The sequence below is a fragment of the Streptococcus sp. 10F2 genome, assembly GCF_054331515.2.
The window spans coordinates 1-14,256 of record NZ_JBTGGE020000008.1 but is presented as its reverse complement, the minus strand read 5'-3'; the positions used below and the strand labels follow the sequence as shown (position 1 = coordinate 14,256).

Here is a 14,256-nt window from a genome sequence, read left to right as displayed (position 1 = left end):
CTCCTTACTGACACAAGGCTTGAAAAACAGCCTCTGTCAAAAGACGACGGCTAAAAAATCCCTGTCTAATAAGAGGATTAAAGGTTCGAACCCGCTCTACCATCTGCCCATACTCCACTTCTGATAAGGATTGAATTCGCTCCACCGCTTCTTCGATACTTTCCACTACAAAACCAAGGTTATTGTGCTCAATAATGTCCTGGTTGGCAATTCCCTTTTGAACAATTACTGGAATCCCTGCAGCTAAAAATGTCCCCAGTTTATAAGGACAATAAAGAGTCTGGTAATCCTTATCATGATCATCCATCCAAACCAAGCCAAAGCCACCATGGGATAACTCCATTAGTAGTTCTTGATCCGGTTTATACCCTTTATAATTCACCTGTTCAGGTAGGGTTAACTGATGCCAGGTATACAGATTTAGCGGAATCGTGTACTGCCATTCTTTGACAAAGGAAAAACGTTCAGGGGAACCTGGAAAATGAATTTCCTTTTTAAAACGAGCTTCTGCTTGATGAGACTCTGTTGGATGATCCCACATCCCCTGGATTACTGTTTTTTGAACTGTTAAGCCGTGGGCACGTAGAACATCTAGCATTTTTTGACTTGGTGCGATAATAACGTCCGCTTTATTGTAATAAGCAATCGTTCTCTCCATCAAATAATAATTCCCTGCAAACATTAAAGGAACCATATCATGAATAAAAATTACAACCTTAATGTGGTAAGCTTTTAATTTATGCATAAATCTCTCATCAAAATCCGTAGTGTTCCAGGTAGGCGTTTGAAAAATCACGACATCTCCATGTCGTAGACCTGCTACAATGCCATCTAAACGCTTGCTCAGTTCACTAGGCGTATCTGAATGTATATTGTAAGCATAGATTCCCAGTTCTCGATATCCTAAATCTACAGCAATATCCGTTACCATATTCTGGGCAATTTGAGCTGTACTTTGTGCTGCCTGTCCATTCAAATTTGTAATATAGACTCTCATTTTGTATCGTTTTCCAATAATTTCAATTTCAACTCTAAGTCTCTATAGGCTTCAATATCACCTGCTAACAGTTTGGTATCACGATTAACCTGAGCTCTCCACTTAAAAGCTGCTACTTCTTGGGATATATCAAACCCCAACATAGCCAGTACAGCTATCCGTTCTAAAACAGGTTCTACGGAAAAAATTTCTGCTTTCTCAGTAGTCTGAGTCATACTGCTCTCATTAACCCGATAGACTAGGCTAGCCCGATGCATGTAAGCGATCTTCTCACTGAGCAAATAAAGTTTCCAAGTACCTCGGTCATCTTCACCAAATGCCCCTGTATAGTATAAAAAGTTTTCAAATAAAGACTTTTTATACAGTTTTCCCCAGGGAACTGTGAAACAACTGCTAAGATTGTGTGGTTGTCCATACTGGTAACGGAACCATTCCTTAGGTGTTAACTCCAACTCATAATAGTCCTGATCTGCAATATGAATTTCATATCGTTCTTCATCCATATAATAACGAGTGAAATTCGCAATAGCAATATCAGCCTGTGTCCGTTCCAATAACTCCACTAAATCTGCAATATGATTTGAGTCCATCCAATCGTCTTGGTCAATAAACAGAATGTACTCGCCTTGAGCGATATCTAGTCCAGTGTTTCGAGCTGCCCCAACTCCTTCATTCTGAGGCTTATGGATAGCCTTAATCCGAGAATCTTCCAATTTCAACTGTTCGATCAATAGTGCTGACGAATCCTTGGAAGCATCATTAATCAAGAGAATCTCAAGATTTTGATAGGTCTGATTACAAACACTTTCAACACACTCCCGAAGATACTTCTCTGCATTATAAACTGGAATAATAATACTTACCTTTTCCAAATAAGTTCCTCCTAGTTTTTCGTACCAATGAAAGCAGCTATAGCTTCCGGTGACAAGGATGAATCACAAATGACTGCAACTTGTTGATTCTCGGCTACTAATAATCCCGGTACTGTCACAATTTGATACTTTGCTCTAAAAGCTTGTAAATCATGCCAGTCCGCTAAATTTTCACTGTCTAAAAAAGCGACCTCCAATTGCTGTTCTACTTGTACTTGTGCTAATTTGGGAGCAAAAAATCGAGAATATGGACAAGATTCCCGTCCAATAAAGAGCACCAATTTTTCACCAGAGGCAATCTTATCCTCCACCTCTTTGGTCAGCATCTGTTTAAAATGAGCCACTGCCTGTTTAAAATCCATTTGTCTTCCCCTTCTTTTTCTTATATTTTATAGGAAGCCCCCTTAAAATTCAAGGATGTAGATTTTCTAGTAGGTTCAAATTAGTCTCGGAAATTTGAAAAACGGGTTCAAATCTAGGAAGCAAGTGAATTTCAATTCAAAGCAGAGTGATACGTATAACTAGCTACAATTCTAGTTTTCATGTTAAATATTTCCAATAAACAGGTCCTCATTCTAAGTAGTGTGGACGTGAGCAGCCTCCACCGAAGTCTCCACCATCTGTAAGAAGATTTGATAACCCACTACGAACTGTTATAGATGACAAGAATGACAAGCACCTAGCTATAAATAGATATGTATAAACGAACCAGAATCATCAAAAAAGCTACCGATTCTTGCGGTACGACAAAGAGACTGGTTAAAAGTTCCAGTCTCTTGGTTGCTCAATATTCATTCTTTAATACAGCTTCTAAACAGGCTAGGCGGGACTATGAGCTCCAGCTAGACTTTACTAAATCCTTGCCCGCTCTCCCGACTCGTTCTCTACTCCAAGATTAAGAGAGACTTGATAGACTTCCGCTGATCCATATCCTGATAAGCTTGATCAATCTCTTCCAAAGGATAAGATGTTGTAAAGACTTTTCCTGGATTGATCTCACCATCTAAAACAGCCTTTAAAAGCACCTGTTTATTATAAGTTGTGACGGAGGCTGCACCTCCTCCAATGATGATATTTTGGGCAAAAGTCGAACCCAAGGAATGCTTGTCATAATGGGGAACTCCCACATAACCAATTCGGCCTCCATTATGCAAAACACCTAGAGCCTGGTCAATCGATGCTTCCGTTCCAACACATTCCAAGGCAGCATCTGCTCCACCACCTAAAATCTCTCGAACCTTAGCAATTCCTTCTGCACCTCGCTCCGCAACAATTGCCGTTGCGCCAAATTCAAGTGCCAAAGCCTGCCGATCTGCATGACGGCTCATCATAATAATTTGCGACGCCCCAAGCATTCGAGCTGCAATTACTGCACATTGACCTACAGCACCATCTCCAATAACAACGACTTTGTCTCCTGGTTTCACATTAGCCACACGCGCCGCATGGTAACCAGTCGGCATCACATCCGCTAAGGCTAATAGAGATTTAAGCATACCTTCTGAATAATCTGAAGGCTGACCTGGAATTTTCACCAAAGCCCAATTCGCATATTGAAATCGGATATATTCTGCTTGAACACCACCAGACCAGTTATCTCCAATATGGCGATCACATGTCCCATCAAATCCAGCACGGCAGGCATCACAATTCCCACAACCATGGGTAAACGGAGCAATCACAAAATCTCCTGGTTTTACGGTTGTAATATCAGAGCCAACCTCTTCAATAATACCAATCGCCTCATGACCTGAATTCCGAGTTCCAGGCTGCATCGTCTCATCTCGATAGCGCCATAAATCAGAACCACAGACACAAGTTCTCACAATTCGAATAATCGCATCTTGACTATCCTCAATCTGAGGCTTCTCACTCTCTACAAGGCCTACTTGACCTGGTTTTGTATAAACTGCCAATTTCATATTCTTGATTCTCCATTTTTATCTATTTTCTCATAGGACATCCAAACTTGTCCCTGCCCCGTTGCAGGATCCATATCTCTTTTTACAACTTGAAATCCTTGCTTTTCATAGAATGTTATTGCTTTTTCATTTTTTTCAAAAACAGAAAGGGATAAGGGCGACCGCTTCTCTTTCGCAAAACGTAAGAGCTGGCTCCCCACCCCTTGTCCTTGAAATTCCTGAGCCACAAACAAACCAGCCACATAGGAATCTTGGAGGCCAATGAAGCCCTGAATAAATCCAAAATCCTCAGCCACATAAACTTCCGCTGCATCTATAGCTTGAGCAACATGTAAAAGTTGGTCCTGCCAATAGGAAGCCTCAATGAATTCATGAGCCTCCAAATTCGTTGCCAACCAAATAGCGACTATCTTATCCAAATCCTCAGTACTTGCTTTTCGTATCATCTTTCTTTCAAAAAGGCGGCCTAAGCCACCTACCTTTTATTCATAACTTGCAATCAAAGCCTGAACGAGTTCCACATGACTGACATAGTCGGCAATGCTAACATTTTCATCCCCAGCATGATCGCGACTATTCGCATTCCCCATTCCGAAACCTGCAATTGGCACCCCTAAAGTTTCAAATACCGTATGCATTGGTCCTGTCCCTGGTGAGGTCGGTAAAACTGCTACTCCTTCTGGAGTCAATTGCTCTGCCAACTCAATAACTCTAAGGATTGACGGTGCTGACATATCACTGCGATAGCTCTTCTCACCTAAGGTAAAGGTAACTCGAACCTGTTCAAAACCATGTTTCGCTAAATGTAATCGGATTTTCTCCAATACATCATACGGATCTAAACCAGGAACTAAACGAACTTCCATTTTAGCTTGGGCTTGAGCTGGAATAATTGTTTTAACTCCTTGGCCCAAGTAACCCGTGGAAAGTCCTTCGATGGTGATAGAAGGTTCAAAATAAAGACGTTTTAAAAACTCACGACGTTCTTCCACTAAAACTGGCAAAGTCAAGCCATAAAGCTCTGTAACTGACTCCGGATTGGCTAAGGCATGTGACTCAACCAAAGCCAATTCTCGTTCATTCGGCTCTCGAACCTGATCATAAATGCCATCAATCAAGATACGACCATCAGCCGCTCTCATCGAATGAAGAGCTGATACCAAATACCAGGAAGCAGAATCGATGACCCCTCCATAGGAAGAATGGATATCCAAGGCTGCGGAATCCACCTGGAGATCAAAGGTCACAATCCCCTTGTTACCACCCGCTATCTCTAACTGGTGTAGTTGATTCCGATGCCCTTGCTCCCAGACTAGCAAATCTGCCCCAACTAAGTCTGTTTTGTACTTGTCTAAATAACGCTCCAAATCGACAGAAGCTGACTCTTCTGCACCTTCAACAATAAAAATCACATTGACCGGAAGACTACCACCAGACTCTGCTTGGTACTTCTTGAGAGCGGAAAGACGAGCTGTGATATGCCCCTTATCATCATCAACACCGCGACCATAGATAAAACCATCCCGCACACTAACTTCAAATGGCTTCCCAGTCCAAATCTGATCTCCATCCGCAGGAACTGTATCGTAATGATTATAAAAAATTAAGGTCTTAGCATCAGGTCGATTCGATAAAAACTTAGCCATCACAAAAGGCGCTGCATAAGAAGCATCCAAAACAACCTCATCCGCTCCTGCTTCATAAAAATATTCTCGCAAAAGACTTGCAACATCCAAAAGTCCTATTTGCTGAGCAAAAATAGATTTCTTGGAAACCAATACTTTTAATTTTTCAAAGTACTCTTTAATAATGGCGTCTTCCTCAAAAATTCGCAACTTATCTTCAGACATGGTCATCCCTTCACTTTCATGATTTCAATACTATTATCCTAACATAGAGAACCAACTTTGACCAATTACCATCTTTGAAGAAGCTCATCATTTTTTCTTATGGTCAAATCCAGAAACCTCAATCCAACCTTCATCCAACACTTGACCGTTTAAAAGCAAACGCAAGCTATGCTGACCATTCCAATGTTTCCGTGTGGTTTTATCCACCCAGTCATAAGTCCACTGCCCCTGTAAAATAGTTGCCTCCCGATCTCTGAGCATAAACGTTTTGGACGACTGCTTGCCATTCGATTTCATAAAATCCACTTGCAACTCCAAACGCAAAGGCCCCTTTTGCGTCAATTGAACCTCATAGTCCAGAACCATGTGTTCTCCACTTTCAATCTGATTGGAAAAAGACCAAAAGACCCGCTCCACATCCTGCCGGCTCTCATAGCCAAAAAGAGCAAGTGCCCGTGGATGTCCGGCCTTTAGCAAATTTCTCGCAGCTCGCTTGATGATCCAATCCGCTTCCTTGGAAGATCCCTGCCAGGATTCCAACAAATCTAACACTTGGTCTGGATGAATCCGTGTCCAGTCATTTAAATGATTGGCTACAGACTTTCGAACATAAAGAGAAGAATCCCCCTTTAATGTTTCTAGTAACGACCAAATCTGAAGCCGATACTGATCTAAACCTGGAATTTTTTTACCCCAAGGTAAATTTGGACGCAAGCCCTCACTTGCTAAACGTCGATGATGCTCATTCGGAGACACTGCCCAAGACTTCATTTGCTCAAAAGTATTAAGAAAATCCAACATCAAAAAAGGGCGGATGGCAAACTCCGCTGAAGACGACTCCGTTAAAACTTCAAGTGTCTGCATAGAAGCCTGAAAATCCTCTAACCCAAAAAGAGCAACTAAATCTGGAAGAAACAACCAAGTAAAACCTTGAACTTTGGAGCCCACCTCCTGCAAAAAAGGAGCAACCTGATGAAAAGGACGTGCCAAACATACCATCAATACACGCGCCAAACGCTCATGGCGCTCCCTCAGAGTGAGCTCTTCCCACCCATTTTTCTGAACATCCGTTAAAAATGTGGCAGTCGGAAATGTAGATTCAACTGCCTCAAAAACAGCCGCAATCTCTTTTAACTTCTCCTCCGTATACATATCTCTTAAATCTGCCATGAAACCTCCAAAAAACAGCCAGCAAAAGCTGGCTGCATCATTTTCTTATCCGTTAAAGGACACGTGTACGTGGTCATAGTGGTTAGCTGTTACACTACCGCGATCTGGCATTAAATTCCAAGTATTAGCCGGACCATAAATATTATTCACTGGTGAATAGAAACGTTGTTGCCAAATAATATAAGAAATGTTTGCATTATTGATGTTATCAACAGCATATTGAGCAACTTGATTACCAAGAGCTGCATCGTTGTAGACCATTGCATCTACCGCAAGTCCACGTCCATGATCTTGGTCACCAGCACGGAATTTTGAATAATCCGTGATTCCAAACTGATTTGCAATATCTTGCATGAAGTTAGCTGCAACTGGCTGAAGACCAGAAGTATCAACCGGTGTAACCGTTTGAGCTGGTGCTGAAGGTTCAGCTACCGGTTGTTCTACAGGCTGATCCGGAGTCTCAACTACATCATGGGAATGATCATGATCATGATCTGCAAGCAATTCTTCAGCTGGTTGAGGCGCTTCTTCAACAGGCTGTTCTGCTGGTGCTGGAGTTTCAGCAATAGGAGCTGGCGCTGGAGCTTCTACAGCTGGAGCAGGTGCTGGTTGTGCAGGCGCTGGAGCTTCTACAACTGGTGCTGCCTGATTATCTTCAACTACAGGAGCTGGAGACACTGCAGAAGTTTCAGCAGCAGGAACTTCGGAATCAGTACTTGCCGCCACAAAGTTCGTATTTACAACTTCAGAAGCTTGCTCTAAGGCTGGGTTTACTGCTGGCGGTTGAGTCGCCATATAAGTAGGACCCTTATCCTCTTCTACAATTGTTGCAACCGTTTGTGACATTGGAATCACCTGGTCTTGCGTATAGATTTCTTGAGTTGTCAAATCAACACTTGCCACATGAGAAGCAGGTCCCTCCACTTGTGGGTTAATCACTTCAAAAGTTAATGGTTGATTATTAGCATTCACCGTTACACGAAGCAACATTCCTGGTTGGATAACATTGACATTTTCAATCTGGTTCAAACGAGCTAGGACTGCCATATCAACACCCATAGCTTCAGCGATTTGTCCAAGAGTATCTCCATATTGAACTGTATAAACTAAGGTGTCATTCTCACGAACTAGGTTATCACGGATTTGTTCCGTTGTACGTGGAGTCCAGTTCCCATCTTGTTCCGTCGCTTGCGTATCATTATTTCCAGCAAATACTGAAAGAAGCAAGCTGGATGCAAGAATAATTTTTTTATTGAATTTCATGTTGTCTCGTTCTCTTTCTAAACTTTATAACTCTATCCTATCATAATTTTTTTCGAAAAAAAGCACCTAAAGCTCATCTTAAAAATACTGTGTTACTCCTGTAATTTTCTGTAACATATGATACATTTCTACAAACTAGTAATAATTCATGCTAATTTCTTCTTGACTTGTTTTGCCTCCCGTGATATTCTATGAGCTAAGAAAACAAGCGAGGTGATTGCCCATGGATATGAACAAGTAAATTTCACTAAATCTTATCTTATTTAGTAGTTTACTTGTTCTATCTGTCCAATCCCCTATTTAATAGTGGTCTTTTTGACTTGGACTCTGCACACTACTAGATGAGATAGTGTGCTTTTTTCATACAAAGGAGGACCCTATATGCTGCTTCAAGTTCAAAAATTAACTCTAACACAGACTAAAAATCTTCGGACACTAGTTTCCGATCTCAACCTCATCGTCGAAGCTGGTGATAAAATCGGTATTATCGGTGAGGAAGGAAATGGTAAATCCAGTCTTCTAAAAGTCCTGCTAGGCGATCAAACGCTAACTCCTTATTTAGAAATCAGTGGTCACATTCAACGAGATTATGCTGCCTCTGTTTATATTCCCCAGCAACTAGACCCTAAGTTCGAACAGCTCACCTTAAATGAATACTTCTTTGCAGATTCGGAGATTGATTTAGATTACGCCGTCTTATACCGGCTTGCAGAGGAACTTCATTTTAACAGCGAACGTTTTGCGAGCTCCCAGACCCTAGCATCTTTATCGGGCGGCGAAAAACTCAAGGTACAACTCCTAAAGACCCTCTCGATTCCGAGTGATATCATTTTCATGGACGAACCCTCTAATGACTTAGACTTAGAAACCCTTATTTGGTTAGAAAATTACCTAGCCCAGTGTCCACAAGCTATCCTTTTTGTATCCCACGACGAACAATTTTTAGAAAAGCTAGCCACTAAGATCATTCACTTAGAATCCTTTAAAAAACGAAAAATGGCGCAAACAACTGTTCAACACTTGGATTACCAAGCCTATCGGGAAGAGCGAAAAGCTGCCTACTACAAACAGCAAAAGCAAGCACAAAATGATCGCAAGGAGTTTGATAAAGCACTCCAGCGTCATCAACGTCAAAAATCTCAGGTTCGTCACAATGTCCTCAATACCCACGACGCTACCGCGGGAAGATTGGCTGCCAAAAAAATGAAAAGTGTCCTTTCTAAAGAAAGAAATCTTGAGCGCCAGCGAGAACAACTGACAGAAAGACCTCTTAACGAAGAGACGATTGAAATTTTCTTTTCTAATATTCAACCACTCCCCAAATCTAAAATTATCCTTGATTTAAATCAGCCTCAACTAAAACAACAAGATCAAACTCTCATCCGTGAGGTCAACCTACAAGTACGCGGACAAGAAAAAATTGGTTTGATTGGTGCAAATGGGGTAGGTAAATCTACCTTATTAAATATCATCTACCAGAAACTGCAGCATCAATCTGATCTACAATTAGGCTATATGCCCCAAGACTATAAGCTTTTCCTAGATATGGAATCCAGTCCACTCAAATTTCTTCAAACTCAGCAAACAGGGCAGGCGCAAACCTACCTAGCCAACCTCCAATTTAGCCGTGATGAAATGCACCAAGCCATCAAAGATTTATCAGGAGGTCAACAAGCCAAGGTCTTACTAGCTAAGATGGTTTTAGATGAAGCAAACTTTCTAATTCTTGACGAACCAAGCCGCAACTTCTCCCCAACCTCTCAACCCGAAGTTCGCCAAGTATTCCAACAGTACCCAGGGGGATTCATTTGTGTTTCCCATGATCGCCGCTTTCTCTCCCAAGTTTGTGACAAACTTTATCGAGTCACTCCTCAGGGACTAGAAGAAATCCCTTTTAGTTTTCTTTAACCTTTCCTTTAGTTTGCTTTAAGCCAAACTCGTTATTCTATTTTCAGAAAAAATGAAAGGGAATACCAATGGCAGTCAAGATTATTCAGAAGCAATTTAAACGGATTGAAACCAAATATATTATTAAAAAAAGTTTGTTACCACAGTTATTGGCAGATTTAAAAGATTATATTGAAGAAGATACCTACGCCACTTCCACAATCACCAATATCTACTTTGATACCGAAAACTTTGACCTTATCCAAGATTCCATTGCTAAACAACATGCCCGAGAAAAAGTCCGCATGCGCATCTACGATGCAAACCCCCAAGCTACCAGTAAAGCCTTTTTAGAGATTAAAAAGAAAATTGATGGCATTGGCTATAAAAATCGTTTAACAGCTACTGCTAATACCATTGCAAGCTATGTTAGCACGGGCTTATCTCTCCTTGACGGATACCAAGATCTAGACATAGAGAAGCCAGTCCAATCAGATTTAACAACTATCCGAAAGCGTTACGGTCATATTCAACCCAAAATGTACATCTACTATGATCGCATTTCTTTCCGAGGTAAAAATGGTTCTGATGTCCGTATTACTATTGACCAAAATCTCCTGTATCGTGATTGGGACCTTTCTCTTTCCGCAGGTAAATTCGGAGCTGCTTTATTAGATCCTTCTAAGGTCATTATGGAAGTAAAAGTTCCTGGTGAATGCCCACAATGGTTGACAGAAATCTTCAAAACATACGATATTATACAAGAATCTTTCTCAAAATATGGAACGGCTTATCGCCTCGCTAATACCCTAAACAAGGAGGAACTGACTCTTGCAAGAAACTCTATTTAATAGTGTCTTTACCTCCACAACTAACACCGTAAACGTTAACATCTTCTCACTTATCTCCAGTTTATTGGTAAGTCTCATTCTTGGAGTCATCTTAGCAACTGCCTACAAGTATCGCACCTTCTACACTAAAGAATTTGTCATGACTCTGACTTTGCTTCCAACCCTCATTGCCATGATTATTTTCATGGTCAATGGAAATCTAGGTGCCGGAGTTGCCGTTGCCGGTACCTTCAGCCTTATTCGCTTTCGTTCTGCAGCAGCCAGTTCAAAAGAACTCCTACTCATTTTTACTGCCACTGCAATCGGGCTAGCAACTGGAATGGGCTATTTACTTCTAGCCACCTGTTTTACCATTTTAATCTGTCTCGTGCTCTTTGGTTTAGAAAAATCAAGTTTTACCAAGGTCAATCGGAGTAAACGAATTCTGCACATTACCTTACCCCGTAACTATGACTATCATGAACTTTTAGAAAAAAACTTCCCCAATCATCACACAGATAGCCAATTAATTTCCCTTAAATCTCAGAAAAAAGGCAATCAGTTAATTCTCGAATACGATGTTGAGTTTGACGCTGAGATTCACGATAAGACTATCATGGACACCTTGACAGCCTTAGATCCAGACGTTGAAATCACCATTACCAAAACCGCACAAAAACGCAAAACACTTTAAAAGAGCTTAGGTCTAACCCAAGCTCTTTTATTATAGTTCAATGATTCCTCACAGCCCCTGACAAGGCCACTCTTATTTCATTTTTAACTGCCAATCCTATAAACATAGCCCATTATAAGCGAGTTCTGCTAGTTGCTCTGCAGTGATAGGGTTGCCAATAAAGTCATGGACTCAAAGGAAGACTCCCGAGGGAAAAGTGTTTACTGTCTATTTATTGGAATTTCCATTATTTTTTACTGTTCAAATTCTAGAACTACAACCAAAAAAAGACTTCCCTGCTAGTTATACAACTAGCAAAAGGAAGTCTTGTAATCACCTCAAGGTAGAAAAACTAAACTATAAAGATTAGTCTTCTGTACGACGACGTCTTGCTTTAAGACCAACCGCTCCTAGAAGCATTCCGACACCAAGAGCTACAGCACCTGCATTAGATTCCTCACCTGTGTTTGGTAGAGTTTCTTGGTCCATAGATTTAGTGTTCATTTGAGTCAATGACTCTTTGATCTCAGATTTTTGATCTGAAACTTGAGGTTTCATTTCTGGTCTCACCTCAGGTTTAGATGGATCAACAGGTTTTGTTGAAGTCACAATCTTAATAGTTACTTCAATCTTATCTTGAGATCCATCTGGGTAAGTCACAACCACAGTAACTAGCTTATCACCCGCTGTTGTTGTATCTACCGGTGTTTCAAAAGAGACTTTCGTTCCTGCTGGCAACTCTGGAAGATTAGAAATAGACTTGTTAGGATCTGGTTGAGCTCCTACAAGCACTGATTGTTCTTGACCAACCGGCTTGTTCTTATCTGCGTCTGTACGTGGATCTTCAACCTTAACAGTCACTGGAACCTTATCTGTTGAACCATCTGGGTAAGTCACAACTACAGTAACTGGTTTCTCTCCTACTGTTGTTGTATCTACTGGACTTTCAAAGGAAACTGTTGTTCCTGCTGGCAACTCTGGCAAGTTAGAGATTGACTTCTCCGCTGATGGTGTTTCACCAACCTTAACTGCCTGTTCTGCCGGTGTTGGTTCATTACTATCAGCTTGCGTTGGAGTTTCAGAAACCTTAACAGTCACAGTAACCTTATCTGTTGAACCATCTGGGTAAGTCACAACTACAGTAACTGGTTTCTCTCCTGCTGTTGTTGTATCTACTGGACTTTCAAAGGAAACTGTTGTGCCTGCTGGCAACTCTGGCAAGTTAGAGATTGACTTCTCTGCTGATGGGGTTTCACCAACCTTAACTGTCTGTTCTACTGGCGTTGGTTCATTACTATCAGCTTGCGTTGGAGTTTCAGAAACCTTAACAGTCACTGGAACCTTATCTGTTGAACCATCTGGGTAAGTCACAACTACAGTAACTGGTTTCTCTCCTACTGTTGTTGTATCCACTGGGCTTTCAAAGGATACTTTCGTTCCTGCTGGTAGAGATGACAAGTTAGAGATTGACTTCTCTGCTGATGGGGTTTCACCAACCTTAACCGTTTGATCTGCCGGGGTTGGTTCATTGGTTTCAGCTTGCGTTGGAGTTTCAGAAACCTTAACAGTCACTGGAACCTTATCTGTTGAACCATCTGGATAAGTCACAACTACAGTAGCTGGTTTATCGCCTGCTGTCTTAGTATCTACTGGACTTTCAAAGGATACTTTCGTTCCTGCTGGCAACTCTGGAAGATTAGAAATAGACTTGTTAGGATCTGGTTGAGCTCCTACAAGCACTGATTGTTCTTGACCAACCGGCTTGTTCTTATCTGCGTCTGTACGTGGATCTTCAACCTTAACAGTCACTGGAACCTTATCTGTTGAACCATCTGGATAGGTCACAACGACTACCGCTGGCTTATCGCCTGCTGTCTCAGTATCTACTGGAGTTTCAAAGGAGACTGTTGTGCCTGCTGGCAACTCTGGAAGATTAGAAATAGACTTGTTAGGATCTGGTTGAGCTCCTACAAGCACTGATTGTTCTTGACCAACCGGCTTGTTCTTATCTGCGTCTGTACGTGGATCTTCAACCTTAACAGTCACTGGAACCTTATCTGTTGAACCATCTGGATAGGTCACAACTACAGTAGCTGGTTTGTCGCCTGCTGTTGTTGTATCCACTGGACTTTCAAAGGAAACTGTTGTTCCTGCTGGTAACTCTGGCAAGTTAGAGATGGATTTCTCTGCTGATGGGGTTTCACCAACCTTAACCGTCTGTTCTACCGGTGTTGGTTCATTACTATCAGCTTGCGTTGGAGTTTCAGAAACCTTAACAGTCACTGGAACCTTATCTGTTGAACCATCTGGATAAGTCACAACTACAGTAGCTGGTTTCTCTCCTGCTGTCTTAGTATCTACTGGACTTTCAAAGGAGACTGTTGTGCCTGCTGGCAACTCTGGCAAGTTAGAGATGGACTTCTCTGCTGATGGGGTTTCACCAACTTTGACTGTCTGTTCTGCCGGGGTTGGTTCATTGGTTTCAGCTTGCGTTGAAGCCTCTTCAACCTTAACAGTCACAGTAACCTTATCTTGAGATCCATCTGGATAAGTCACAACTACAGTAGCTGGTTTGTCGCCTGCTGTTGTTGTATCCACTGGAGTTTCAAAGGAAACTGTTGTTCCTGCTGGCAACTCTGGCAAGTTAGAGATGGATTTCTCTGCTGTTGGGGTTTCACCAACCTTAACCGTTTGGTCTGCCGGGGTTGGTTCATTGGTTTCAGCTTGCGTTGGAGTTTCAGAAACCTTAACAGTCACTGGAACCTTATCTTGAGATCCATCTGGGTAAGTCA

12 protein-coding genes are annotated in these 14,256 nt (G+C 41.6%); 3 read left to right on the top strand and 9 right to left on the bottom strand.

Annotated features, from left to right (window positions below; translation table 11 throughout):
* Window positions 1–4 precede the first annotated feature (4 nt).
* From ACXM1Q_RS03060 to ACXM1Q_RS03025, 8 genes are all read right to left on the bottom strand, one after another.
* Complete coding sequence (locus ACXM1Q_RS03060) at window positions 5–997, bottom strand: sugar transferase (protein ID WP_458516071.1); 993 nt, start codon at window positions 995–997, stop codon at window positions 5–7.
* On the bottom strand, window positions 994–1,869 hold the full coding sequence (locus tag ACXM1Q_RS03055) for a glycosyltransferase family 2 protein (RefSeq protein ID WP_458516069.1): 876 nt from the start codon (window positions 1,867–1,869) through the stop codon (window positions 994–996). Before ACXM1Q_RS03055 ends, ACXM1Q_RS03060 begins: the two co-directional genes overlap by 4 nt.
* 11 nt (window positions 1,870–1,880) lie before the next feature.
* A complete protein-coding gene (locus tag ACXM1Q_RS03050; RefSeq protein WP_458516067.1) occupies window positions 1,881–2,231 on the bottom strand; it encodes a thioredoxin domain-containing protein in 351 nt (116 codons plus the stop codon).
* Window positions 2,232–2,753: 522 nt separating this feature from the next.
* Window positions 2,754–3,791: an alcohol dehydrogenase catalytic domain-containing protein gene (locus ACXM1Q_RS03045; RefSeq protein ID WP_458516065.1), complete on the bottom strand. Its 1,038-nt coding sequence runs from the start codon at window positions 3,789–3,791 to the stop codon at window positions 2,754–2,756.
* A complete protein-coding gene (locus ACXM1Q_RS03040) occupies window positions 3,788–4,237 on the bottom strand; it encodes a GNAT family N-acetyltransferase (protein WP_458516063.1) in 450 nt (149 codons plus the stop codon). Before ACXM1Q_RS03040 ends, ACXM1Q_RS03045 begins: the two co-directional genes overlap by 4 nt.
* A 36-nt stretch (window positions 4,238–4,273) precedes the next feature.
* Window positions 4,274–5,641, bottom strand: coding sequence for a M20/M25/M40 family metallo-hydrolase (locus tag ACXM1Q_RS03035; protein ID WP_458516061.1), 1,368 nt, complete (start codon window positions 5,639–5,641; stop codon window positions 4,274–4,276).
* Window positions 5,642–5,728: 87 nt separating this feature from the next.
* Window positions 5,729–6,811, bottom strand: a complete 1,083-nt coding sequence (locus ACXM1Q_RS03030) for a hypothetical protein (RefSeq protein WP_458516059.1) — start codon at window positions 6,809–6,811, stop codon at window positions 5,729–5,731.
* A gap of 45 nt (window positions 6,812–6,856) precedes the next feature.
* Complete coding sequence (locus tag ACXM1Q_RS03025; RefSeq protein WP_458516057.1) at window positions 6,857–8,074, bottom strand: LysM peptidoglycan-binding domain-containing protein; 1,218 nt, start codon at window positions 8,072–8,074, stop codon at window positions 6,857–6,859.
* A gap of 381 nt (window positions 8,075–8,455) precedes the next feature.
* Between ACXM1Q_RS03025 and ACXM1Q_RS03020 the strand changes: the two genes are divergently transcribed.
* From ACXM1Q_RS03020 to ACXM1Q_RS03010, 3 genes are all read left to right on the top strand, one after another.
* Window positions 8,456–9,982 carry an ATP-binding cassette domain-containing protein gene (locus ACXM1Q_RS03020; protein ID WP_458516055.1) on the top strand — a complete coding sequence of 509 codons (1,527 nt, stop codon included), beginning with the start codon at window positions 8,456–8,458 and terminating at the stop codon, window positions 9,980–9,982.
* Window positions 9,983–10,050: 68 nt separating this feature from the next.
* Window positions 10,051–10,812 (top strand): polyphosphate polymerase domain-containing protein, encoded by a 762-nt coding sequence (locus ACXM1Q_RS03015; protein ID WP_458516053.1) that lies wholly within the window; start codon window positions 10,051–10,053, stop codon window positions 10,810–10,812.
* A complete protein-coding gene (locus tag ACXM1Q_RS03010; RefSeq protein ID WP_458516051.1) occupies window positions 10,793–11,485 on the top strand; it encodes a DUF4956 domain-containing protein in 693 nt (230 codons plus the stop codon). The genes ACXM1Q_RS03015 and ACXM1Q_RS03010 overlap by 20 nt, the downstream gene beginning before the upstream one ends.
* Before the next feature lie 345 nt (window positions 11,486–11,830).
* On the opposite strand, the gene ACXM1Q_RS03005 is transcribed toward ACXM1Q_RS03010, so the two are convergent.
* Window positions 11,831–14,256, bottom strand: a 2,426-nt coding sequence (locus ACXM1Q_RS03005) for a Rib/alpha-like domain-containing protein (RefSeq protein WP_458516049.1), incomplete at its 5' end; no start/stop codon positions are given.